Source organism: Asticcacaulis sp. MM231, from assembly GCF_964186625.1.
Lineage (GTDB): Bacteria > Pseudomonadota > Alphaproteobacteria > Caulobacterales > Caulobacteraceae > Asticcacaulis.
The window spans coordinates 734,053-755,100 of sequence record NZ_OZ075108.1; the positions used below are offsets into that span (position 1 = coordinate 734,053).

Annotated in this window: 27 protein-coding genes; 11 read left to right on the plus strand and 16 right to left on the minus strand. The window is 59.3% G+C overall.

Annotation, left to right across the window (positions count from 1 at the left end; translation table 11 throughout):
* Positions 1 to 74: 74 nt before the first annotated feature.
* The 3 genes from ABQ278_RS03480 to ABQ278_RS03490 are packed head-to-tail and all read left to right on the plus strand — an operon-like array spanning position 75 to position 1,217.
* Positions 75 to 680, plus strand: a complete 606-nt coding sequence (locus tag ABQ278_RS03480) for a hypothetical protein (RefSeq protein WP_349321225.1) — start codon at positions 75 to 77, stop codon at positions 678 to 680.
* Positions 649 to 822: a hypothetical protein gene (locus ABQ278_RS03485; protein WP_349321226.1), complete on the plus strand. Its 174-nt coding sequence runs from the start codon at positions 649 to 651 to the stop codon at positions 820 to 822. Before ABQ278_RS03480 ends, ABQ278_RS03485 begins: the two co-directional genes overlap by 32 nt.
* Complete coding sequence (locus ABQ278_RS03490; protein ID WP_349321227.1) at positions 819 to 1,217, plus strand: metallopeptidase family protein; 399 nt, start codon at positions 819 to 821, stop codon at positions 1,215 to 1,217. Before ABQ278_RS03485 ends, ABQ278_RS03490 begins: the two co-directional genes overlap by 4 nt.
* Here ABQ278_RS03490 and ABQ278_RS03495 read toward each other — a convergent pair.
* From ABQ278_RS03495 to ABQ278_RS03535, 9 genes are all read right to left on the minus strand, one after another.
* Complete coding sequence (locus tag ABQ278_RS03495) at positions 1,214 to 2,599, minus strand: alpha/beta fold hydrolase (RefSeq protein WP_349321228.1); 1,386 nt, start codon at positions 2,597 to 2,599, stop codon at positions 1,214 to 1,216. The genes ABQ278_RS03490 and ABQ278_RS03495 overlap by 4 nt on opposite strands.
* 154 nt (positions 2,600 to 2,753) lie before the next feature.
* Positions 2,754 to 4,145, minus strand: a complete 1,392-nt coding sequence (locus tag ABQ278_RS03500; RefSeq protein WP_349321229.1) for an alpha/beta hydrolase — start codon at positions 4,143 to 4,145, stop codon at positions 2,754 to 2,756.
* 24 nt (positions 4,146 to 4,169) lie between these two features.
* Positions 4,170 to 4,742 (minus strand): HAAS signaling domain-containing protein, encoded by a 573-nt coding sequence (locus ABQ278_RS03505; protein WP_349321230.1) that lies wholly within the window; start codon positions 4,740 to 4,742, stop codon positions 4,170 to 4,172.
* Between the two features lies 1 nt (position 4,743).
* Positions 4,744 to 5,100: a PadR family transcriptional regulator gene (locus ABQ278_RS03510; RefSeq protein WP_018081359.1), complete on the minus strand. Its 357-nt coding sequence runs from the start codon at positions 5,098 to 5,100 to the stop codon at positions 4,744 to 4,746.
* An 83-nt stretch (positions 5,101 to 5,183) separates the two neighbouring features.
* Positions 5,184 to 6,410 carry a multidrug effflux MFS transporter gene (locus tag ABQ278_RS03515; protein ID WP_349321231.1) on the minus strand — a complete coding sequence of 409 codons (1,227 nt, stop codon included), beginning with the start codon at positions 6,408 to 6,410 and terminating at the stop codon, positions 5,184 to 5,186.
* 137 nt (positions 6,411 to 6,547) lie between these two features.
* Positions 6,548 to 7,234 (minus strand): glutathione S-transferase family protein, encoded by a 687-nt coding sequence (locus ABQ278_RS03520; protein WP_349321232.1) that lies wholly within the window; start codon positions 7,232 to 7,234, stop codon positions 6,548 to 6,550.
* 166 nt (positions 7,235 to 7,400) lie between these two features.
* Complete coding sequence (locus ABQ278_RS03525; protein WP_349321233.1) at positions 7,401 to 8,216, minus strand: class III extradiol ring-cleavage dioxygenase; 816 nt, start codon at positions 8,214 to 8,216, stop codon at positions 7,401 to 7,403.
* Between the two features lie 89 nt (positions 8,217 to 8,305).
* The gene (locus ABQ278_RS03530; RefSeq protein ID WP_349321234.1) at positions 8,306 to 8,866 is read right to left on the minus strand and encodes a YceI family protein; all 561 of its coding nucleotides are present in this window, start codon (positions 8,864 to 8,866) and stop codon (positions 8,306 to 8,308) included.
* A 35-nt stretch (positions 8,867 to 8,901) separates the two neighbouring features.
* Positions 8,902 to 9,495 carry a YceI family protein gene (locus ABQ278_RS03535; protein ID WP_349321235.1) on the minus strand — a complete coding sequence of 198 codons (594 nt, stop codon included), beginning with the start codon at positions 9,493 to 9,495 and terminating at the stop codon, positions 8,902 to 8,904.
* 222 nt (positions 9,496 to 9,717) lie between these two features.
* On the opposite strand from ABQ278_RS03535, the gene ABQ278_RS03540 reads away from it, so the two are divergent.
* Positions 9,718 to 10,233, plus strand: coding sequence for a DUF1993 domain-containing protein (locus ABQ278_RS03540; protein WP_349321236.1), 516 nt, complete (start codon positions 9,718 to 9,720; stop codon positions 10,231 to 10,233).
* On the opposite strand, the gene ABQ278_RS03545 is transcribed toward ABQ278_RS03540, so the two are convergent.
* Genes ABQ278_RS03545 through ABQ278_RS03555 form a run of 3 tightly spaced genes read right to left on the minus strand, consistent with a single transcriptional unit; the run spans position 10,230 to position 12,320 of the window.
* Positions 10,230 to 11,315 carry a saccharopine dehydrogenase NADP-binding domain-containing protein gene (locus ABQ278_RS03545; protein WP_349321237.1) on the minus strand — a complete coding sequence of 362 codons (1,086 nt, stop codon included), beginning with the start codon at positions 11,313 to 11,315 and terminating at the stop codon, positions 10,230 to 10,232. The two genes, ABQ278_RS03540 and ABQ278_RS03545, sit on opposite strands and share 4 nt — an antisense overlap.
* Complete coding sequence (locus ABQ278_RS03550; RefSeq protein WP_349321238.1) at positions 11,305 to 11,928, minus strand: DUF4166 domain-containing protein; 624 nt, start codon at positions 11,926 to 11,928, stop codon at positions 11,305 to 11,307. The genes ABQ278_RS03545 and ABQ278_RS03550 overlap by 11 nt, the downstream gene beginning before the upstream one ends.
* On the minus strand, positions 11,925 to 12,320 hold the full coding sequence (locus ABQ278_RS03555) for a DCC1-like thiol-disulfide oxidoreductase family protein (protein ID WP_349321239.1): 396 nt from the start codon (positions 12,318 to 12,320) through the stop codon (positions 11,925 to 11,927). The genes ABQ278_RS03550 and ABQ278_RS03555 overlap by 4 nt, the downstream gene beginning before the upstream one ends.
* A gap of 56 nt (positions 12,321 to 12,376) precedes the next feature.
* Between ABQ278_RS03555 and ABQ278_RS03560 the strand changes: the two genes are divergently transcribed.
* The 3 genes from ABQ278_RS03560 to ABQ278_RS03570 all read left to right on the plus strand — a co-directional run bounded on the left by ABQ278_RS03560 (position 12,377) and on the right by ABQ278_RS03570 (position 13,899).
* The gene (locus ABQ278_RS03560; protein ID WP_349322203.1) at positions 12,377 to 12,844 is read left to right on the plus strand and encodes a DUF2269 domain-containing protein; all 468 of its coding nucleotides are present in this window, start codon (positions 12,377 to 12,379) and stop codon (positions 12,842 to 12,844) included.
* 236 nt (positions 12,845 to 13,080) lie between these two features.
* Entirely contained in the window at positions 13,081 to 13,710 is a 630-nt protein-coding gene (locus ABQ278_RS03565) for a glutathione S-transferase N-terminal domain-containing protein (protein WP_349321240.1), read from the plus strand.
* A 54-nt stretch (positions 13,711 to 13,764) separates the two neighbouring features.
* Positions 13,765 to 13,899, plus strand: a complete 135-nt coding sequence (locus ABQ278_RS03570) for a hypothetical protein (protein ID WP_349321241.1) — start codon at positions 13,765 to 13,767, stop codon at positions 13,897 to 13,899.
* Here the strand turns inward: ABQ278_RS03570 and ABQ278_RS03575 are convergent.
* Positions 13,896 to 14,357 (minus strand): DUF4442 domain-containing protein, encoded by a 462-nt coding sequence (locus tag ABQ278_RS03575; protein ID WP_349321242.1) that lies wholly within the window; start codon positions 14,355 to 14,357, stop codon positions 13,896 to 13,898. The two genes, ABQ278_RS03570 and ABQ278_RS03575, sit on opposite strands and share 4 nt — an antisense overlap.
* Positions 14,358 to 14,489: 132 nt before the next feature.
* Between ABQ278_RS03575 and ABQ278_RS03580 the strand changes: the two genes are divergently transcribed.
* Together ABQ278_RS03580 and ABQ278_RS03585 are read left to right on the plus strand one after the other, a co-directional pair.
* A complete protein-coding gene (locus tag ABQ278_RS03580) occupies positions 14,490 to 15,101 on the plus strand; it encodes a cytochrome b/b6 domain-containing protein (protein ID WP_349321243.1) in 612 nt (203 codons plus the stop codon).
* A 1-nt stretch (position 15,102) separates the two neighbouring features.
* Positions 15,103 to 15,867, plus strand: a complete 765-nt coding sequence (locus tag ABQ278_RS03585) for a molybdopterin-dependent oxidoreductase (protein ID WP_349321244.1) — start codon at positions 15,103 to 15,105, stop codon at positions 15,865 to 15,867.
* Positions 15,868 to 16,004: 137 nt separating this feature from the next.
* Here ABQ278_RS03585 and ybaK read toward each other — a convergent pair whose 3' ends face one another.
* From ybaK to ABQ278_RS03600, 3 genes are read right to left on the minus strand one after another with little or no spacing between them, the layout of a single operon-like run.
* Positions 16,005 to 16,478 carry a Cys-tRNA(Pro) deacylase gene (ybaK, locus tag ABQ278_RS03590; RefSeq protein ID WP_349321245.1) on the minus strand — a complete coding sequence of 158 codons (474 nt, stop codon included), beginning with the start codon at positions 16,476 to 16,478 and terminating at the stop codon, positions 16,005 to 16,007.
* Entirely contained in the window at positions 16,478 to 17,494 is a 1,017-nt protein-coding gene (locus tag ABQ278_RS03595) for a beta-eliminating lyase-related protein (RefSeq protein ID WP_349321246.1), read from the minus strand. Before ABQ278_RS03595 ends, ybaK begins: the two co-directional genes overlap by 1 nt.
* Positions 17,495 to 17,540: 46 nt before the next feature.
* Entirely contained in the window at positions 17,541 to 17,843 is a 303-nt protein-coding gene (locus ABQ278_RS03600) for an antibiotic biosynthesis monooxygenase family protein (RefSeq protein WP_349321247.1), read from the minus strand.
* A 165-nt stretch (positions 17,844 to 18,008) separates the two neighbouring features.
* Between ABQ278_RS03600 and ABQ278_RS03605 the strand changes: the two genes are divergently transcribed.
* Together ABQ278_RS03605 and ABQ278_RS03610 are read left to right on the plus strand one after the other, a co-directional pair.
* Positions 18,009 to 18,629, plus strand: a complete 621-nt coding sequence (locus tag ABQ278_RS03605) for a hypothetical protein (protein WP_349321248.1) — start codon at positions 18,009 to 18,011, stop codon at positions 18,627 to 18,629.
* A 19-nt stretch (positions 18,630 to 18,648) separates the two neighbouring features.
* The gene (locus tag ABQ278_RS03610) at positions 18,649 to 21,033 is read left to right on the plus strand and encodes an EAL domain-containing protein (RefSeq protein WP_349321249.1); all 2,385 of its coding nucleotides are present in this window, start codon (positions 18,649 to 18,651) and stop codon (positions 21,031 to 21,033) included.
* The last annotated feature ends 15 nt before the right edge of the window (positions 21,034 to 21,048 follow it).

Consider the following 21,048-nt stretch of genomic DNA (forward strand, 5'->3'; position numbering starts at 1 on the left):
ATTGGTATACGGGCGGCGCTAGCCTCCTGCCACTGGTCTCAAATCTCACGATTTTCGGCCAGAAGGAGACAGCTATGCCCAGGTGCCTGATCATTGCAGGCCCTAATGGTGCGGGAAAAACCACATTCGCTTTGGAATATCTACCGAATGAAGCGCGCGTCATGCGCTTCATTAATGCCGACATGATCGCGTCTGGCTTATCACCCTTTGCGCCTGAAACGCAGGCTGTGAAGGCGGGCAGATTATTTTTGACTGAAGTTGAAGCGCAAATCCGGTCTCAAGAGGATTTCGCTGTTGAAACCACTTTGTCCGGTCGGGGTTATCTCAAGCTTATAGATCGGTTGAAGGCTTACGGCTGGTCTGTCGACCTGTATTACCTCGCTCTTCCAGATGTAAGCCTATCGAAAAAGCGTGTGGCTGAGCGTGTGGCGCATGGCGGCCACGACATTCCCGCCGTTGATATTGAGCGGCGCTTTCCGCGTAGTTTGCACAATCTGCTCAATGATTATAGAATGAGAGTGGATAGATGCGTCTGCCTTATGAATGGCGACGAGCGGGTCAATAAGATTTTGAGCAGGCGGGCGATGATTTTATTATCGTCAATCAAGCTCTTTACGAGCATATCAGCCGTCATGCAGGACTTAAGACATGAAGACTGTAGAGTTGACCCAATGGGCTGATGAAGGGCTGAATGCCTTGCAGCGTGCTGTTGACAAGGCCACGGACCGCAAGCGCAAGCTAGGCCAATACTGGGTTGAGTGGGATGGCGAGAAGGCCGTCGAAATCCATCCGGAAGACAGCACAAAAACTGCTGCCGAATGAGCCAGTTCGGTTTTTCGCCCTCACTTGACGACATAGAAGCACTCGCGCGCGCAGCCCTCACACGTCTGCCCGAACCGTTTGCGGGCCATCTGCAAGGCGTGGTGCTGATTGTCGAGGACTTCCCGTCCGAAGAGATGCTCGATGTTCTTGGTATTGAAGATGCCTACGAACTGACCGGGCTTTATACCGGTAATCCGGCTGGACTTGAATCGGTGACAGGCGACCTGCCGCCGATGATCCACCTGTTCCGCCGGGCTATACTCGATGAATGGGCCGATGGCGGGGTCACTCTGACTGATCTGGTCTGCCATATCCTGATCCACGAAGCGGGCCATCATTTCGGCCTCAGCGACGAGGATATGGAATGGCTGGAGGCCGAACTGAAAAAGCCCTAACGGCTGTGTGCTTTCACCCAGTCAGTGATGGTTTTAAGGGCCACCGGCGACAGGGTTTCCTCGATCTCAATATACTCAGAAGGTGAACCGGTTTTTGCCGTCTGGAACAGGTGGTTAAGCCCCGGCAGTTCGATAGTCGTCGCATCCGTGTTGTTTTTTAAAGCCTCTTTGATGGCCGCCAGATCCTCTTTTGGCGGCACCTGCATATCCAGCGCACCGTTTATCGCCAGCACCGGCGGCTTGACCTTTTCAAGACTTGGCCGCGGGTCGGAGCGGATAAATTCGTAAAACCAGGGGGTTGTGATCGGGGCGAGGCCGGTTTGAATCTCTGCCAGGGGTATCTTGCGATCAGTGGCGATTTCGACGGCCATAGCAGCTGCCTTTGTCTTGGCGTCTTCGAGGCTTTGCGCCGATTTGATCATGTCATAGACCGCTTTATTCGTCTTTTGGCTGGCGGAAATGTTTGTTTCTGACTCTCCGGAGGCGCGGGCGATGGCGGCTTGTTGCATCAGCAGGATCTGGTCACCGGGCAGTCCTGGGCCGGCCATCAGGACAACAAAACTGACTGAGGGATTATGAACGGCGACGGCGGGGGCGATCAATCCGCCTTCGGAATGACCTATGAGGCCGATATGGGCTGGATCGACCTTCGGCCGCTGTGTCAGCCAGGTAACGGCGGCGTCGGCATCGGCGGCGAAGTCCGTCGTGGTCGCACGGGCATAGTCGCCGGTGGACTGGCCCATGCCGCGCTTGTCATAGCGTAACACGGCGATGCCGGCACGATTAAGCGCATCCGCCAGCACCATAAAAACCTTGTGGCCAGCAACATCCTCGTCACGCGTGTGCGGACCTGAGCCAGCGATCAGCACGACGGCAGGGAAGGGGCCCTTGCCATCCGGCGCGCTGAAGGCGCCGGTTAGCCTGACGCCGGCCACGCTGTCAAAAATGACCTCGGTAGAGGTGTAGGGGCGCGGGGCCGCCATGATCGCCTCTTCCTGCGGGCGTTTGGGAGCCTCGGCGACGACCTTGCCGTCGACCAGCCGTTTGAGCACGAGCGGCATGGCCTGCCCTTGAGTCCAGGTGCCGATCCAGGCCTGTTTCGCTTCGTCCCACTTGCCATCGTAGCTGCCGTTGATCTTGACGATCGCGAAAGCGAGGTGATCGGGCGTGGTCGTCACGGTATCCGCCGGGAGGACGAACTTGCCCTGATCCGGGCTTTCAAGGGTGGCGCTGTACTGGCCACCATCTTTCCTGATGTGGACGATGACATGAAGCTGCCCCATCAACAGACCGCCCCAGTCACCGGCAGCCTCTTCGGCAAATGTCGGCATGGACATCAGGAGGAGCGCGGCGACACCCAGCAGAACCCATAACGTCTTCATGTGATTTTCCCCCATAGCGGTAGTCTATTATATATGGCTAACACATCTGGGTTGTCCATTTGCCAAATGGAAAAAGACCGCCTGACCTATATGCCTGGTCAGGCGGCCAGTTTAGCGACTCCCGCCAACGCTTCGGCGGGAGTCCACGGGTCGTTTAGGGGGTCGTATGCCGCGTCACCCATTCTGTGATGGCCTTGAGGGCCTCCGGCGCAATCGTTTCCTCAATCAGGGCATATTCGGCAGGTGCGCCGGTCGTCGCGTGCTGGAGCAGGTGGTTGAGGCCTGGCAGTTCGACGATGGTTACGTCCGGATTGTCTTTCAGGCCCGCACGCAGGGCGGGGACGTGGCCGGCAGGCGGCACTTGAAGATCGAGCGTGCCATAAATGGCCAGAACAGGGATGTGGACATTTTGCAGGTCTGCCGCAGGATCGTAGCGCAGCAACCAGTACCGCGACGGGCTGGTGAACAGAGCAATGGTGTCGTCCGCCTGCGACTGGCTGTAGGCGCCGCTTTCGATAAGGGGGCGAGCGGCGGCTGTCAGTTGTGTCCGGGCGTCTTCCGGATTTTTTGAAGCACGAATTACGGCATAAGCCTGCTGGAGTAGCGCTAGTTCTTTCCAGATTTCGGTCTCGCTTTTACCATTGGCGCGATCAAGCGCTTCAAGCTGGAGAAGAGCCGCCTGATCTCCCGGCACGGTAACGCCGGCGATCAGCACAGCGAAGGACACGGAAGGCAGATGACCCGCCACGATCGGGGCGATGATGCCACCTTCGCTATGGCCGACAAGGCCGACGTGTTTCGGATCGACATCGCTACGGCTGGCGAGATAGGTAACGGCGGCTTCGGCATCAGCCGCGAAATCAGCCGTGGTGGCCGCGTCATAATCGCCGGTTGATTGGCCGGCGCCGCGCTTATCGTAGCGCAGGACAGCGATGCCGGCGCGATTGAGCGCATCGGCCAGCACGACAAATGCCTTTTGTCCGTAGCCCTCCTCATCGCGCGTGTTTTGTCCTGTGCCGCCGATCAAGACGACGGCGGGAAAGGGGCCGGCGCCGACCGGCCTGCTGAAGGTGCCCATCAGATTCACGCCGGCGCTCGCATTGTCGAAACCGACGTCTTCTGAGGGAAAGGGGTGCGGGTTCGCCGCAATCGCTTCTTCCTGCGGACGCCTGGCAACGGGCATGTCGGCGGTCGCGGTGCGCTTGAAGGTGAGGGGAACTAGACCCCCTTGGCGCCAATTGCCGACCCAGGCCTTTTGGGCATCGTCCCAGTGTCCTTCGTAGCGGCCATCCACCCCGAGCTTGGCATTAACGCCATGATAGGCGAGCGTATCCGGTGTGGCGGCGATGGAATCAAGCGGGATTTTGACGCCGCCCTGATCCAGGCTCTGCATGAAGCCGGCGTAGTGACCATCGGAGTCTTTGGTAAGATGAAGCCCAACGCGGATATTGCCGAGCGTCCCGGACCAGTCGCCTGCAGCTTCCTCGGCGCAAACAGGTGCGGCCAACCCCATCAAGGCGGTTAACATCAGAAAAAAATTACGCATATGCCCCTCCCTCTGTTGAATAAATTATTCCCGGTCGGCTTGGCCTTTCAGGCCCTTGAGGGCCAGCACCAGGCTGAAACGCGCCAGCAGGGCGTCGAAAAAGACCAACCCCGCCAGCACCACATAAACCCAGTTACCCAGCATTTCGGGCGCGGCTGGTCGTGTGGCCGCGGCGCCCAGAACGAAAACGTCGGGGGCGATCCACAGGCCCACCATCTCCGGCCGGGCGATCTTGAGCAGGATGCAGGCGATGGCTGCCAGGGTGGTGACGCCAAAGACGAGAAAGCCGATCAGGCCCAGCGTGGCGATCAGACTTTGACCGGCGACCGAAATCAGGGTCTTGAGCATGGTCATGCTACGCTTGCTGTCGAGCGCGGTATTCAGCTTGTGATCATCCAGAAAGGCGCGGGCGTAGTGCTCGGCCTTGCCGAAACCGGCCAGAGCCGAACTGGCGCTCAAACCGGCCTCGATGCGTTCCTCCAGATGGGCGCGGGCCTCAACGACAATGTCCTCGCGCTCACTGGCGGGCAGGGGCGTTAGCACATCTTCGAGATAGCCCAGCCAGGTTTCGATATCGCTTTTATCTTGTGCGCCCATATCATTTCCCCCTTTTCAGAAAAGCGTTCAGCCTGTCGGTCATGTCGAGCCAGATATCGCCCTGCGCCTTCAGTTCGGTGGCACCTGCGGCGGTCAGGGCATAATATTTGCGCGGATGGCTGGCGCCTTCTTCGTGGCGCCAGTCGGCCTTGATCATCCCGGCCTTTTCCAGGCGGTGCAGCAGCGGGTAGAGCGTGCCTTCGGACAGATCGAGCCCGGCCTCTTCGTGCAGCACGTCGAGAATCTTCAGGCCGTATTGCGCGCCATCCTGAAGCAGGCTCATCAGCGCCAGTTCCAGCACGCCCTTGTACATCTGGGTGCGGCGGCTTTCGGGTGTCTTTTCCGTGGAAGGAGCCAAGGCGGGCCTTTCATTGCCAACTACTTTGTTATGCAAGGTATATGCGCAAAGCTTTGTTCTGGCAAGGCCATTTTGCGCCCTTGTCAGGTGTTGCGGTAGAGTTTACCTTTTTCACTGATGGCCACCAGGCTGAGCGCGATGATGCCGCAGCCAAGCGCGGCCATCGGCAGCCAGTAGATGTGGCCGGTCCAGCCGTTACCGATCAGGCCGGAAACAATAGCGGCCCCGACTGTGGTGATCACGCCTTGCAGTGAGGCGGCGGTGCCGGCAACATGCCCGACCTTCTCCATGGCCACGGCGGAGAAGTTGGAGGTCGAGAGCGACATCAGGCCCATGGTTAGCGATTGCAGGATCATAAAGCTCACAATGGTCTCAAGTCCGGCAAGGGCCCAGGCCAGATGGATGGCGGTCACAACGATAAAGGCGGTGAGGGCGGTGTGCGAAATACGCTTGACGCCGATGCGCTCGACCAGAAAGGCATTGAGCGCCGAGGCGACGCCCATGGACGCGGCACAGGCGGCGAACACGCCGGCCATCAGGTGCGGTTTGTGGAAGACGTCTTCAAAAATCTGCGGCATCAGCGCGACGTAGGCGAGTAGCGATCCGATCAGGAAGGTGATGGCGAAGGCATAGAAGATTGAGCCCGGTTCGGTAACGACGAAGTAGGCGACACGCTTGAGGTGCGCCAGGTCGGGCCGGCGGCGATCGGCCGGTTGCAGGGTTTCCGGCAGGCGCAGCCACGCCCAGATTACGGTGGCCATGCCGAGGCCGGCCATGATCAGGAAGATGGCGCGCCATGGCAAAAAGGTCAGCACCAACTGGCCAAGGCTCGGCGCCAGGATCGGTACCAGCAGGAAGACGACGAAGCTGATCGACATGACCTTGGCCATTTGCGGGCCGCTGTAGAGATCGCGGATCAGCGAGCGAGTCACCACGCCGGTGGTGGCGACGGCGAGGCCCTGAAGCAGACGGATAACCAGCAGAAAGGCGAAGTTCTTGGTCGCCGCGGCGATCAGGCCGAAGATAACGAACAACAGCACGCCGCCGATCAGCACACGCTTGCGGCCGAGCCAGTCGGACATCACTCCGAAAAAGAGCTGGCCGATACCCATGCCGAGGAAATAGATCGAGACGATCCATTGCAGGTGGTTCTCGACCTGAACGTGGAGATCAACACCGATGACCGGCAGAGCTGGCAGCATGGCGTCGATACCGAGCGCGCCCAGCGCCATCAGGGAGGCGATCAGGGTGACGAATTCGGCGAAGTGCGGCTTTCCGGGGGCGGCGGGCGTTTCTGGAGGTGCGGACATGCGGCGGATATAGGCCGATTATTTCGCAAGCGCGAGAGGAAAGTGTCGCTCCAAAAGTCAGAACCCTATGCGTCTTTACGTGCCGATGGCTGTCCTTGTGGTAACACGCGCCCCCTCGCGCCGGAATCTAGGTGCGCTTAAGCGGTGGCGCGGTAATCGGTGATGACCTCACCCGATTGCGCGATCTCGACCTCATGCGGCGTGTCACGGACAGTTTCGGCAAGGCCGCCTTCGTACCAGGCCTGCATGGCCGGTTGCGCCAGCATATGATCGACATAGGCGCGGGTCTCGTGGCTCAGATCGAAGCCGAGGCCATAGGTCTGGATACGGAAAACGACGGGGGCATAGAAGGCATCGACCGCCGTGAAGGTGCTGCCGGCGAGGAAGGGACCGCCGAAACGGCTGAGGCCCAGACGCCAGATATCGTCGATGCGGGCCAGATCGCGGAGCAGGGCTGGCGGGGTGTCGTGCAGCTTGATGCGGACGCCAATACTCATCGAACACAGGTTACGCAGGGCGCTGAAGCCGGAATGCATCTCCGCGGCGGCCGAGCGGGCGTAGGCGCGGGCTTCGCGCTTTTGCGGCCAGACCTGCGGGTGGTCTTCGGCGACATATTCAGCGATGGCCAGCGAGTCCCAGACGGTGGTCTGGCCATCGACCAGCGCCGGCACCAGAGCCGAGGGGGAGAAACTCTTGAAAGCGCTGTTATCGAGCGCGAAATAGTGCTGGTGCTCGGTGAAAGGGATGTCGAGGGCTTTCAGGAGCACCCACGGGCGCAGCGACCACGAGGAGTAGTTCTTGTTACCGATATGGAGCGCGTACATGGGGGGCCTTTCCGTTTGAGGTGCGCGGAACGTGCGCCGGAATGGGTAAAATCGCCAGAGGGATTCCTGCCAATGATCGGTGAGTTCTGGCCAAAAGGCAGGAAGTCAGAAACCCCACCACCGCGCCTCAAGAGGGAAGCGGTGGTGGGGTTTCTTCCCTATAAACTTACCCGAACTGAAATGCGCTGATGGCGATGCCCGTAGGCCCGAGGCTATCCTCGTGATAGGTGCGTCGCGACGGATCGCCATCGCCGGCGCCGGCAACCACCATCAGTGGCAGCAGGTGTTCTTCGCGCGGGTGACAATCGTGGGCGCCCGGGGCGCTGGCCCAGTTGTTCAGGCCGTCGATATCGCTGCTGACGGTCGCACTCAGCCAGTTATCGAAGGCGTGGGACGCCGGGCCGCTGCCGGAACCGCGCCCCATCAGGCGCGGAATCGAGTGAAAACTCATGCCGCTGCCGATGATCAGCACGCCTTCATCACGCAGGGGCGCCAGTGCTTTACCGAGCGCCATATGCTCTTGCGGGTTCAGGCCCGCTTTCAAGGAAAGTTGGATCGTCGGGATATCAGCGTCAGGCCAGGCCATCAGCATGGGTATAAAGACGCCGTGGTCGAAGTCGCGCGCGGCATCGGCCGCGACCGTGATGCCGGCCTGCGCCGCCAGAGCCTGCACCCTTGCTGCCAGGGCTTCGGAGCCGCGCGCCGGATAGCTCAGTTCGTAGGTGTGCGGCGGAAAGCCGTAATAGTCGAACAACATGCCAGGCGCCGGCTTGGTCATGACCGTGAAATCGGCCTCTTCCCAGTGGGCGGAAATGATCAGCAGCGCCTTGGGTTTTTCGGCGACATCGGAGGGCAGGTGCTTGAGATAGGCGCCCATCTTGTCCCACATGTCGGCGGGGTTCCAGTCCATGAAAAAGCACGGTCCGCCGCCATGAGGTATATAGACGGTCGGGGTTCTCGTTGGGGAGCGGGTTAAGGTCATGGAATACTTCAATCTCCAAGCCTTTAGGCTCGGCAAGGGCGACCGCCCGCCGCGCATGTTTGCGCGAGCCATGCGGCGTCTGAGCTAAACTAATAAGCTTCGGCGTCGATGATGAGATCGATCTCGTCGCCGACGATGGGCTCAAAATGGCCCAGGCCAAAGGCCTTGCGGCTGAGATGCGCGGTGGCGGAAAAGCCATAGCCCGTCTTGAACAGCGCCGGATTGAAGGCCTTCTTGTTGAAGGTGACCGCCAGAACTTCGCTGCGGGAAACGCCGTGGATCGTCAGGTCGCCGCTGACATTGGCCGTCGTTTCACCGGTTAATTCGACCTTCGTGCTTTTGAAGGTCGCGGTGGGGAAGCGGGCAATGTCGAAATAGTCGGCGCCTTTCAGCAGGGCGTCGAAATCGGGCAGGGCGGTTGTCAGGGTGCGCATGTCGAGCGTGATATCGACCGTGGACCGGCTGAGATCCTTGTCGTCGAGGATCAACGTACCTGTCGCACCCATGATCTTGCCAGAGGGATGCGACAGGCCGAAATGCGCGTACTGAAAAACGACCGATGTGTGGGTGGGTTCGAACGTCAGGCTGTCGGCCAGGGCTGGCGTTGCCGCCAGTCCCAGCGCCACACAGAATGCGGCCAATCTGAACATTCGAACCCCTATACAGTTGTTACTGAACGCAAATACTACTGAGCGATAGCTTCAGCTTCGATGGAAAGATCGATCTGATCGCTGACGGCCGGGACGTAGGCGCCGATGCCGAAATCCGAACGGTTGATCGTGCCGGTGGCGGTGAAGCCGGCGTCGACCTTCTTCATCATCGGGTGGACGTCCTTCTTGTTGAGCTTGACCTTCAGGGTCACCGGCTTGGTGACGCCGTGGATGGTCAGGTCGCCGGTCACGTCGGCCGTTGTGGCGCTGGTCGGGACGACCTTGGTGCTCTTGAACGTGGCCGTCGGGAACTTGGCGGCGTCGAAGAACTGCTCGCCCTTCAGGTGTTCGTCAAGCTTGGCGACGCCCGTATTGATGCCGTCGATGGCGAAGGAGACCTCGACCGAGCTCTTGGCGGGGTTCGCTTCGTCAAGCGTCACCGAACCGACCGCATTCATGAACTTGCCGGACGGATGCGAGAAGCCGAAGTGGGTCCACTGGAAGGTGACGGAGGTGTGGGTGTCGTCGAGCTTGTAGGTGTCGGCCGCGAAGGCTGGCGCCGAGACGGACAGCAGGGCAAAGGCGAAAGCCGAAGCCGAGAAAACGGATTTAAGGGCGAACTTGGTCATGGGGGGCTCTTTTCAGTGAGTCGCGAAATGGAAACGTAACAATAGTAGTTACTGTTGCGGGTTTCAAGGGGGTACGCCAAAATCACACGCGAAATGTATCAGCCCACTATACGGCGCAAATACGGCGATGGATTTCACCATGAAATTATTGCGTGGCGGGCTTACAAGGCGCCGTCAGTATCCCATATGCAGGGCTTCCTACCTAACACAAAGAGGGACTAAATGTCTGAGGCTGTTCACATCGATATGTACAAGGCGTCCGTGCCGGTGGTGCTTAATGCGCTTACCAATCTGAAGGCCATTCTCGGCAAGGCGGAAGCCTGGGCGGCGGAGAAGAACGTCAAGGAAGCGACCGTGCTGAACGCCCGCCTGGCGCTCGACATGCTGCCGTTTTCCAAGCAGATCCAACTGGTCAGCGATACAGCCAAGGGCATTGCCGCGCGCCTGGGCGGGGTCGAGAATCCCGCCTATGCCGATGACGAAGCGACCTTCGCCGAACTGCACACGCGCCTGCAAAAGACGATCGATTTCGTCAGGTCGGTCGATGCCAAGGGCTTCGAAGGTTCGGAAACCCGCGAGGTTGTTTTGAAATTTCCGAGCCGCACCATGGAATTCACCGGCTTAAGCTACCTGACGGGCTTCGCCATCCCCAACCTGTTTTTCCACGTCACCACGGCCTATGCCATCCTGCGTCATTCCGGCGTGCCGCTTGGCAAGAACGACTTTTTGGGCGGTTAGGCCTCGAACGTCTCGATATCGAAGCGCCTGAGTTCGCTGAGATAATCTTCGAGTCTGATCAAACCTACGCAGGGAAAGGCCCCGGATGAAAGTCCGGGGTCTTTTTCATGCAGCCTTTTGGCCAGAAGGATCGCCGGTACGCACGGGATTTGCGGGCCATCACCTGACCTGGCGACGATGAACCACGAAAGTTTTAACGGTGCGCCGTCGTGGCCTTGCCCGCTCACAGTGACGTGCATGCCGCCGACATCGCTGCCAAAGGCATCAAAGATATTGCTGATCGCCAGCAGCGGTCTGGCCAGGGCCGGCAGGTTGAGCGTCATTCCGGCGCGCACCAGTCCGGACAGTGCCCATAAGCCTAAGTGCATGAAGCCGAGTTCGAGACCGGCGCCGAAGCGGATCGAGGTCAGGCCATAGCCCTGGGGCAACAGATCGAGATCGGGAATGTCGCAGGTGCTCAAGTAACGCCGGCCCATGATCGGATAGGTCTGGGCATGGGTATCCTGCCAGCCATAGGGACGGGGGTGTCCCGCGAAGGGCCGCAGGCGTTTGCCGACATAGGTCAGGATGGCGCGGGTGGTCGCCAGGCCACGTTCTGCCTTCTGGCCGGGGGTGATGCCGAAATCGAGTGTCTCCAGACGGGCGAAGTGGGTCTTAAGATGATCAAGCACCGCCGAGGACAGGCCGGGCACCGTGCTGGCGCCACTGATAAGGCAAACGCCGGCGGCCCTGGCTTCGGCATCGAGCTGACTGAAATCACGCACGAAATCGCGGCCATCGGCAAGATCAATGTAATGGACTCCGGCCGCGATGCAGGCGCGCGCCACAGCGTAATCGGCGCCCTGAAACGGTCCGCAGGTATGGACGACGACCGACAGCTTTTCGGCCTTTAAGGTTTCCGCCAGCGGGCCGTGAATATCAAGCGCCAGAGGTCGGGTGTTTGGCAGGTCACGGCAAAGCGCCTCCGCCTTGGCCAGATCGCGCCCGGCAATGATCAGCGGCAGGCCATGGCGCGATAGGGCGTGCGCGATGCGTTTGCCAAAATTGCCGTAGCCGCCGAGGATCAGGATATCACGCGCCAAGGGCCATCTCCGTCACGGTAAAGTCGCCGGTATAGCTGTAGGCGGTCAGGCGGCCGAACAGCCCGCCCTTCAGTCCCATGGCCATCCGGAAGCTCATGTCGCCGCTGGCCTCTTCAAAGGCAAAGCCCTTTCCGGCCAACAGCTCTCCCAGAAAGGTCACCGGCAGGTCGACGCCGAACAGTCGCCAGACATAGCCTTTATGAAACAGGCGCACCCTGCCATCCTCGAAGCTGTAGCCGCAGCGCCAGCCCAATCCGCTGGCCATATACTCGATGACATGATGCGGTCCTTGCGGCACCAGCTTCGAGCGAAAAACATGGGGCGCACGGCCAGGAAAGCTGAAGCGACGCTCGAAGATAAAGGCGTTGGAACCGGGTTCGCTGTGAAACGCCACGGTGCACGGGACGTCATCGCCCGGCCACGGCGTCAGCATGCGGCTGAGCCTGAGCAGCGGTGAAAGGAAACGCAGCAAAGGGCCCATGCGGATGGTCAGGGTACCGGTGACGGTGACGCGATCGCGCGTAAAACCACGGTTTGCGTAATGGGCTTTCAGCGCCGGCGGCAATCCGTCCCATTGCTCGGCGAAGACGTTTGCGAAGATGGGGGTTTTCACAGAGCAGGTCTCCCGAGAACCTTTAACGCCAAGTTTCGCATACCTTTCAGCATCGGATAGGCCATATCGACCATTCCCTTGTTACGAAACAAAGCGACATTCAGCCGATTGAGCCAGTCGGATTCCGAACCGATCAGCGCCAGCAGGTACAGGGCGACCTTGCCATAATAAAGCCGGCCTTCGAACTTGACGACGATACCCTGATTAAGGTCAAGATTCTGTGCCGCGATCTCAGCCATCACCGGGTGGTCGGCAGCCTCACGAGCATTAAGGATATTCAGATGGCCGACCGATTGACGTAGGCGTATCATCTGCGCAGAAGCCGAACAAAAAGGACAGTCGCCGTCATAGACGAGCCATATCTGGGCAGCTTGTGATTGCGGCAGGGGCATGGGGGCTATAAGGTCCGATCCTGTCGAACACCTAACATGGGATAGCCTTGTCAGCCATGCTCTATTTCTGCGTCAAATGGCTGCATATCCTGTCCTCGACCGTGCTGTTCGGCACCGGTATCGGCACAGCCTTCTTCATGTTGATGGCCAATCTTTCGAAGGATATTCGGGCCATCGCCTTCGCCACGCGGACAGTGGTCATCGCCGACTGGTGCTTCACAACGCCGGCCATCATCATCCAGCCCCTGACCGGCTTCGCGCTGATCCATATCGCCGGCTATCATGTCACGGATAGCTGGCTGATGATGGCCATGGCGCTCTACGTCTTTGCCGGCCTGTGCTGGTTGCCGGTGGTGGGGCTGCAGATCCGCATGAAGCGCCTGGCCGCCGAAGCGCTGGCGACAGACGCCCCCCTGCCGGCGGCCTATTGGCGCTGTAACCTGTGGTGGCTGGTGCTCGGCGCCTTGGCCTTTCCCGCGGTGGTGGCGGTTTTTTGGCTGATGGTCTTCAAGCCGTTTTCATGACCTATGGCTGAGGTTGACAGATATAGACCCTTGCCCGGGCGCTAATTTTCTCATCGAGGTCGTAGCCGGTCAGGACGCTGTCGCCAGATATATGCTTCCATAATGGGGACGAAACCAGTCGCGCGCGATCAAGGCAGCCATCGAGGCGCGTTAATGTGCAGTTAAACTCGAAGAGGTGTTGCAAGTGATCTTGGGTGACCTATCTATTCAACAGTCATTTATCAAGGACGGTCGCCATGATCCAACTGCACACCTGGGGCACCCCCAATGGCCGCAAGGTCTCCATCATGCTCGAAGAACTGGGTGTGCCGTACAGCCTGCATCCGGTCAATATCGGCCAGGACGAACAGTTCAAACCCGAATTTCTCGCCATTTCGCCCAATAATAAGATACCCGCCATTGTGGACGAGGACGCTGACGGCGGGCCGCTTAACCTGTTCGAGAGCGGCGCCATCCTGATCTATCTGGCGGAAAAGTATGGCCGCTTTCTGCCCACTATCCCGCACCAGCGTCATACGGTCATTCAGTGGCTGATGTGGCAAATGGGCGGCTTAGGGCCCATGATGGGGCAGCTTGGCTGGTTCGTGGTTTCGGACAAAAACCAGACGCCTGTCGGCGTCAGCCGTTACGCGGCCGAGGTCGAGCGCCTGTTCAACGTGCTGGAAAAGCGATTGAGCGAATCGGCGCATGTCGGGGGTGACGAATATTCGATCGCTGACATGGCCATCTATCCGTGGATCACGCAATATCGCACCCGCGTGCCCGATCATATCGAGCCGCTGATTCAGGCGCGGCCCTTTATCAGCAACTGGCTGGCGGAGGTGGGGCGCCGTCCCGGTGTCGAGCGCGGCATGAAGCTGCCCTAGGCTGTACTTTGGCAGGCGTAGCTGTCATAGGTTCCTTTTTTGAAAGATACCCCGATGAACAAAGCCAAACACCGCCTGCTGACCCCGAACGAATTGGCCGAGCAGCGCAAGGCTCTGGCCCAGTCGCAACTCGACAAGATGGTAGCGGCACAAAAGAAGCGCGCTGACGAGGCCGCCGCGAAGGCTTAGGCCTCCGTGCGTTTGGCGTCTTTGCGGCGGACGTAAAGGGTCTTGTGGACCTTGGCGATCACCGCGCCCTCGGTATCGACAATATCGACCTCAAATTCGGCATCGTACTTGCCTTTTGTGTCGGCTTCCAGCTTGACGCGGGTGATCTCTTCCGGCGGAATTTGGAAGTGCGCCCGCACATGCCGCCGGCCTGGCTTGAGAAAGCGGATCGAGGCCGCCTTGTCCCAGACGATATAATCCTTGCCGAGTTTGGTCATCAATATAGCCATGAAGAACGGATCGCACATCATGTAGAGCGAGCCGCCGAACTGTGTGCCGACAACGTTTTTGTTCCACCAGCGCAGCTTCATCTCGACCGTGATGGCGGTGAAATCGGCCGAGGTTTCAATCACCCTGATACCGGCGCCGATCAGCGGCGGATACCAGTTGATCAGTTTGAAGCGGTCGGCCTTGGCCATGGGATTACCTTCGTATTGTTTCCGTTTACGTCAACATGAAGGCGGGGTGGTGTCAATATTTCATATTCACCGTAACCGGATTTCGATGCCTGTCGTATACGTGCTAAGCTGCGGTAATTCGGGAGCGCGCGCGTGGACAAAACCAGTATTCATCCGTTGTGGTTGCGTATCATCCACTGGTCGAACGCCGTGGCCGTGGTGATCCTGATCATGAGCGGCTGGCGTATTTATAACGCCACGCGCTTCCTGCATCTCTATATCCCCGGCACCAATACGCGGCTTTTCCCCAATGAGTGGACGCTGGGCGGCTGGCTGGGCGGCGCGATCCAGTGGCACTTCGCCGCCATGTGGATTCTGATGGCCAATGCGGTGCTCTATCTTGTCCTTTTTCTCATAACAAAGCGCGGCAAGCAGTTCCTGCCGGTGACACCGCAAGGCCTGTGGGATGATATCCGGGCGTTCGTTAAAGGCCGGCTCAGTCACGCCGATCTGCGCCAGTACAACGCCATCCAGAAACTGGCCTATCTCTTCGCCCTGGCCGATATGATCGTGCTGATCGCCTCGGGGCTGGTGTTGTGGAAATCGGTGCAGTTCGGCTGGTTACGTGTCCTGCTCGGCGGTTACGAGACCGCGCGTTATATCCATTTCTTCGCCATGACCGGCTTATGCGCGTTTATCATTGTGCATGTTGTCATGGCGCTGCTGGTGCCGAAAACCATCAAAGCCATGCTGTGGGGACGCTGATATGACGCCGGAGATCAAGAACGACGAAGAGGCGATCCTGAAAGAAGCCATTGGCCTGCTGAAAGACCCGGCCAAGCGCCGCCTGCTCGGCAATGTGCTGACGCTTGGGGGCTTGTCTCTGGCCACCGGCATCGCGCTCAATCATTACGGCTCGGTGAAGGAAATCCTCAAAGCGGTGTCGCGTTTTAACGATGGCGCGCAAGGGCTGATCTTTAATCCGGACGCGCTGGCCCCGACCTATAGCGAGGCCGATATCAAGGAACCGTTCCCGTTCAACGCCTTCTACAGTGTCGACAAGGCGCCGGTGGTCGATCCGGGCAGTTTCCGGCTGGCGCTTGCGGGTAAGATCGCCGATCGCAGGCCTTGGGATCTGCCGGCGCTATATGCCTTGCCGCACACCGAACAGATTACCCGTCATATCTGTGTCGAGGGCTGGAGCGCCATCGGCCGCTGGGGCGGTGTGGTATTTTCGGAATTTCTCAAGCGGGTAGGGGCCGATACGACGTGCAGTTATGTCGGTTTCAAATGCGCCGATGGCTACTTCACCTCGATCGACATGCCGACCGCCCTGCACAGCCAGACGCTTTTGGCCTTCACCTTCGATGGTCAGCTCTTGCCGGCAAAATATGGCTTCCCGATGAAGCTGCGGATGCCGACCAAGCTCGGCTACAAGAACCCCAAACACATCGTCGAGATCTTCGTCACCAATGTCTATCCCGGCGGTTACTGGGAAGACATGGGCTATAACTGGTTTGGGGGGAGTTAAAAAACCTCCTCCCCATTTCTTAAATGGGGAGCGGGGCCGCCCGTGCGGTGCGCGGCTTGTCCGCGACGGAGGGGCGCCCCTCCGTCATTTCGCTTTGCTCAATGCCACCTCCCCATCGATGATGGGGAGGAGAGGTGTTACGCCGTCACATCCACGAACGGCGCCTCCAGCGCGCGCGCGGCGTCATCCGGCGTGATGCTGAGCAACAGCCCGCGCTGGCCGGCGTTGATATAGATCGTGTCGAACAGTTGCGCGGTTTCATCGATCGCTGTCGGCGTCTTTTTGCGCTGACCAAAGGGCGATATGCCGCCGACCTTATAGCCGGTCAGGCGTTCGGCATCAGGTACCTTCATCATGTGGCCGGATTTGCCATGAAAGGCGGCCGCCATCTTTTTCATGCTGACCTCGCAATCGGACGGCACGACAACGCAGACCGGCTTGCCATCCACCTCGGCCATCAGGGTCTTGAAGGTTTGCGCGGCGTCGATGCCGAGCGCCTCCGCCGCCTGCAGCCCAACGCGGGGCGCATCGGGATCGTAGTCATAAGGGTGCAGATCGAAGGCGATGCCGAGCTTGCTCAGCATTAGTGTGCCGGGAGTGGTTTTAGACATCAGCAGTCGTCCAGAAAAATCTTTACGTCATCTTCGCTGGTGGCGAAGCTGGTGACCAAGCGGTAGGCGTCAGGACCTTCGGCGGGCCAGTTGTAGAAGCGGTGGCCCCTGGCGAACAGGCGATCGGCGGTGGCTTTCGGCAGGGTGACGAACAGTTCGTTGGCCTCGACCGGATGGAGCAGGCCAACGCCGGCGCGGTCAATCAGGCCTTCACGCAAAGCGCTGGCCATGGCGTTGGCGTGACGGCCGAGATCGAGCCACAGGTCGTTGTCTAGCAGGGCCTTAAGTTGCGCCGAAACATAGCGCGCCTTTGAAGGCAGTTGCCCGGCGCGCTTGTGGATATAGGCGAAATCCTCGATCAGATCGGGGTTGAGAATGACGGCGGCCTCGGCCAGCATGGCGCCATTTTTTGTGCCGCCGAACGACAGAATATCAACCCCGGCCACCACGTCGGCCGGTGCGCAACCGAGCGATGCCACGGCGTTGGCAAGGCGCGCACCATCCATATGGACACAGAGGCCATGTGTCTTGGCGAAGGCGGTGAGGTCGTTCAATTCATCGAGCGAGTAGACCGCGCCGAGTTCGGTCGATTGCGTCAGGCTGATTACCTTCGGGCGCGAGGTATGCGGCGCATGACCCAGCGTCGTCTCGATCAGGTCACCGATGCTGGCGATGGTCAGTTTGGCATGATCGCCTTCGAGTCCAATGATCTTGCCACCGGTGAAGAACTCCGGCAGGCCGCATTCGTCGTTATTGATATGGCTTTGACGGTGGGCCAGGATCAACTCGTAAGGCCGGATCATCCGCGCCAGGGCCAGCCCGTTGCACGCCGAGCCGTTGAAAACCGGAAAGGCGCGGGCCTGCGGCGCGCCGAACGTCATGCGCACGGTTTCCTGTAGCTTTTCGGTGATAGGATCATGGCCGTAGGCGGGCATATTACCGCTGTTGGCGTCGATCAGCGCCTGCATGACCTTGGGGTGGACGGGCGCGGTGTTGTCGCTGGCGAAATTGGCCATGGGCACTCTCAACGGAGGGGGAGAGACGTCTATAGGGTTTGCTGGCCTAGCTGTCGATGGGCTGATAATACCGCCCCGTGGGTTTCTCGCTGAGCAGGGCCATGATGGCGGAAAAATCTTTCGGATCAACGGCCGTGGCGGCGCGTTGATGGGCCTCGATGCTGGTCCAGGTTTCGAGAATAATCAACCGTTCGTCATCGCTATCGCCGTCCGCAACCCTAAGCAACATCTCGCAGCGCTCATTGCCTTCTACTGTACGAATCTGGGTCACGATGCGGCGAAAAATCTCGGTCAATGCCTCGAAATTTCCCGGTAAAGCCTTGAATTCATTTAATATTGTAATGCTCATCAGCGGGTTCCTAAAGTCAAAAACGCTATACTTGCTGCATAGCAGCATAGGCTCAGATTACACTGTTTTTAGATTACTCTACATAGTGCGATTTAAGACTGGCAACTGTTTGACATGACCGCGAGTCTTAACCGTCTTTTATAACTGTTGTGATATCCGAAGTGTATGAAATACCTTTTCCTCCTTCCGGCGCTGCTTTTGGCAGGCTCCCAGGCCGCCGCCGCTGATCTCACCGTTGCGGTCAGCGATACCGGTGGCAAGCCGGTTCCGAACACGGTGGTGACGTGGATACCGGCGGCTGGTGCGGCCATACCGGCGGCGGAAAAAGGCAAGGCCTTCGTGATGGCGCAGCAGAACGTCCAGTTCCTCCCATACGTGCTTGCGGTGCCGGCCGGCGCCACGGTCAACTTCCCCAATAAGGACCGTGTCAACCATCACGTTTACTCGTTCTCGCCGGTCCAGCCCTTTCAGTTTCCCCTGTATGGCAAGGGCAAAAGCCATATCATGAAGTTCGATCGTCCGGGCACGGTCGCGCTTGGCTGCAACATTCATGATTCGATGGCCGCCTATATCCGCGTCGTCGATACCCCCTTTTACGCCACGACCGATGGTGCCGGCCGTGTCATGCTGAAGGTGCCCGATGGCGCCGGCAGTCTGGCAATCTGGCATCCGGGCCTTGATGCGCCGGAGCATCAGATGGCGCGCGCACTCAAGCTGGCCGGCCCGTCGGCCCAGACCTTCAGCGTCAAAGTGCGTCAGTCTGCGCCCACGGCGGGTCAGTATTAGCATGCGTGACGTGTAACCCATGATCATGTTCAAACGCCTTAGCACCAAGCTATCCGTGATGTTCGGCGGCCTTTTCTCTTTGGCCCTGCTGGTTATCGCGTTTGCCTGCTATATGGCGGTGGTCTCCTACGCCCGCACTTCGGTTCAGAAGGAACTTCAGGCCTCGGCCAGCGTGTTCCAGCGTATCTGGACGCTGAAATCCGAGGCGCTCCAATCCAATGCGGTTTTGTTGTCGCGCGATTTCGGCTTCAAATCCGCCCTGGCGACACGCGATAATATCACGGTCGAATCGGCCTTCGATAATCTGCAATCACGTCTGAACGTTGAGATTGGCCTGATCATCGGGCCTGACGGCAATCCGGTAGTCGGGGAAGCCGGCGCCTTAGGGCAAAGCCTGGCTGCCGCACTGCGCAGCAAAGATGAGTTCAATTCCGATACGGCCGCATTGACTGGCATCGTCGCTATCGACAGCCACCCCTATCAGGTGATGGCCGCGCCGGTCATGGCGCCGGATCGCCTCGGTTGGGTCGTCTTCGCCCAGCGTCTCGAAGGCCCTGAAATGCAGAACCTGCAAGGCCTGTCGTCCATCCCGATCAAGTCGTCGATCCTGACCCAGACGCGTGGCGGCCTGTGGCTCGGACCTACGGAGCAGACCAGCGACTACAAGCCAAGTTCCTTGAGCTTCTTTATCGATCAGAGCCTGCATACCAAGGCCGCCAGCATGATCGGCAGCAGCCACGGCACCATGATCGCGGTCGCCACCTCGCTGCCCAATCTGGATAACAAGCAAAAAAGCGTCCTGCTGCTCAGCTATCCGCTCAGCGAGGCGCTCAAGTCCTATCAGCCGCTCCTGACTGTCCTGCTTGGCATCGGTCTTCTCGGCCTGACCTGCGTCATTATCGCCAGCCTTTATCTCGCCAGCAACCTGACCCGTCCTATTCTGGCGTTGAAAGATGCCGCCTTCGCCTTGCGCGACGGTAAGCCTGGACAGGTCAAGATCACCACCCATGATGAAATGGCCGACCTGGCCTCGGCCTTCAATGACATGGCCGTGTCGATCGAGGACCGTGAACGCGATATCACGCGTCTGGCCAAGACCGACCTGCCAACCGACCTGCCCAACCGTTCGGCCTTCGAGGACCATATCGCCCGACTGCGCGAGCAAGGCGTGGAAAATGGCGTCGTGGTCGTCTGTATAGGCATAGACCGCTACGCCCATATCCGCGCCGTCTGGGGTGTTTCCTATGCGCACACGCTTGTGTCGCGTCTTCAGGCTATCCTCATCCGCATCTTCGCCAACGCCTATATCGCCCGCCTTTCGGCCGATACTCTGGGGCTGTGCCTGAATCCATGCCAAGCCGAGCAGGCCCTGCCATTGGCTCGTGCCATCGTCGCGCGCCTCGATAAGCGCATCAAGGTGACGGATGATCAGAGCCTCGACGTGCTGGTGTCGCTTGGCGTCTATCATATGGCCAATGCGCGTCCGAGTGCCGATGAAATGATCGAACGCGCCCTGATTGCCCTTGATCAGGCGCGCGCCAGCAAGGCCAAGATCGCGCTGTTCGATCCGCGCATCTATTCCGAACTGGCCGACACCCTGCTGCTGACCGACCAGCTTTACGCCGCCCTGCAAAGCAAGGTGCTGGAGGTCTGGTATCAGCCTAAGTTCAGCTATCGTGAAGGCAAAATCACTTCGGTCGAGGCTCTGGTGCGCTGGAATCATCCTGAGCGTGGCTTCGTGTCGCCGCAGCGCTTTGTCGGCATCGCCGAGGAAACCGGCGCCATCCGCGACCTGACCCTCCAGGTATTGCAAACCTGCCTGGCCGATCAGGGACGGCTGAAATCGGCCGGCTTTAATCTCGATGTCAGCATCAACTATTCCGGACGGCTGCTGTCGGATGAGGGCTTCAACGCCAAAACTCTGGCTCTGTGTGATGCGGCGGTAGGACAGATTTGCCTCGAAATCACCGAAACGGCGGTTATCGAAGACCCCAAGATCGGGTTGGCGGCGATCAACACCTTTGTCAGCCGCGGGCTGGAAATCTCGATCGATGATTTCGGCACCGGCCTGTCGTCACTGGCTTATCTCAAGCAGATTCCGGCGCATGAACTGAAGATCGATCGCTCCTTTATCATGGAGATCGAGAGCGGCCAGCGTGATGCGCTTCTGGTGCGCTCAACGATAGATCTGGCCCACGGCCTGGGTATGAAGGTGACGGCGGAGGGGGTCGAAACGGCCGCTTCGTTTACGCTGCTTCAGGCCATGGGCTGCGATATCGCCCAAGGCTACGGCATCGCCAAACCCATGCCGTTTGGTGATCTGGTGTTGTTCCTCAATGACTTTGCCGGCGTCGGCGATACCAAGTCGAAAATGCCTGTTTATCGCAAACGCAAGGCAAGCTGACCATGAAAGCCTTTC

Bases quoted from the DNA above. Each gene is read 5' to 3' on its own strand.
- ABQ278_RS03575 (WP_349321242.1), bottom strand. From the start codon at position 14,357: ATGGCCAAGGCCGACCGCTTCAAACTGATCAACTGGTATCCGCCGCTG.
- ABQ278_RS03585 (WP_349321244.1), top strand. From the start codon at position 15,103: ATGACGCCGGAGATCAAGAACGACGAAGAGGCGATCCTGAAAGAAGCC.
- ABQ278_RS03530 (WP_349321234.1), bottom strand. From the start codon at position 8,866: ATGTTCAGATTGGCCGCATTCTGTGTGGCGCTGGGACTGGCGGCAACG.
- ABQ278_RS03535 (WP_349321235.1), bottom strand. From the start codon at position 9,495: ATGACCAAGTTCGCCCTTAAATCCGTTTTCTCGGCTTCGGCTTTCGCC.
- ABQ278_RS03525 (WP_349321233.1), bottom strand. From the start codon at position 8,216: ATGACCTTAACCCGCTCCCCAACGAGAACCCCGACCGTCTATATACCT.
- ABQ278_RS03495 (WP_349321228.1), bottom strand. From the start codon at position 2,599: ATGAAGACGTTATGGGTTCTGCTGGGTGTCGCCGCGCTCCTCCTGATG.
- ABQ278_RS03515 (WP_349321231.1), bottom strand. From the start codon at position 6,410: ATGTCCGCACCTCCAGAAACGCCCGCCGCCCCCGGAAAGCCGCACTTC.
- ABQ278_RS03480 (WP_349321225.1), top strand. From the start codon at position 75: ATGCCCAGGTGCCTGATCATTGCAGGCCCTAATGGTGCGGGAAAAACC.
- ABQ278_RS03555 (WP_349321239.1), bottom strand. From the start codon at position 12,320: ATGCCCCTGCCGCAATCACAAGCTGCCCAGATATGGCTCGTCTATGAC.
- ABQ278_RS03500 (WP_349321229.1), bottom strand. From the start codon at position 4,145: ATGCGTAATTTTTTTCTGATGTTAACCGCCTTGATGGGGTTGGCCGCA.
- ABQ278_RS03485 (WP_349321226.1), top strand. From the start codon at position 649: ATGAAGACTGTAGAGTTGACCCAATGGGCTGATGAAGGGCTGAATGCC.
- ybaK (WP_349321245.1), bottom strand. From the start codon at position 16,478: ATGTCTAAAACCACTCCCGGCACACTAATGCTGAGCAAGCTCGGCATC.
- ABQ278_RS03560 (WP_349322203.1), top strand. From the start codon at position 12,377: ATGCTCTATTTCTGCGTCAAATGGCTGCATATCCTGTCCTCGACCGTG.
- ABQ278_RS03490 (WP_349321227.1), top strand. From the start codon at position 819: ATGAGCCAGTTCGGTTTTTCGCCCTCACTTGACGACATAGAAGCACTC.
- ABQ278_RS03600 (WP_349321247.1), bottom strand. From the start codon at position 17,843: ATGAGCATTACAATATTAAATGAATTCAAGGCTTTACCGGGAAATTTC.
- ABQ278_RS03505 (WP_349321230.1), bottom strand. From the start codon at position 4,742: ATGGGCGCACAAGATAAAAGCGATATCGAAACCTGGCTGGGCTATCTC.
- ABQ278_RS03570 (WP_349321241.1), top strand. From the start codon at position 13,765: ATGAACAAAGCCAAACACCGCCTGCTGACCCCGAACGAATTGGCCGAG.
- ABQ278_RS03610 (WP_349321249.1), top strand. From the start codon at position 18,649: ATGATCATGTTCAAACGCCTTAGCACCAAGCTATCCGTGATGTTCGGC.
- ABQ278_RS03520 (WP_349321232.1), bottom strand. From the start codon at position 7,234: ATGTACGCGCTCCATATCGGTAACAAGAACTACTCCTCGTGGTCGCTG.
- ABQ278_RS03540 (WP_349321236.1), top strand. From the start codon at position 9,718: ATGTCTGAGGCTGTTCACATCGATATGTACAAGGCGTCCGTGCCGGTG.
- ABQ278_RS03595 (WP_349321246.1), bottom strand. From the start codon at position 17,494: ATGGCCAATTTCGCCAGCGACAACACCGCGCCCGTCCACCCCAAGGTC.
- ABQ278_RS03605 (WP_349321248.1), top strand. From the start codon at position 18,009: ATGAAATACCTTTTCCTCCTTCCGGCGCTGCTTTTGGCAGGCTCCCAG.
- ABQ278_RS03565 (WP_349321240.1), top strand. From the start codon at position 13,081: ATGATCCAACTGCACACCTGGGGCACCCCCAATGGCCGCAAGGTCTCC.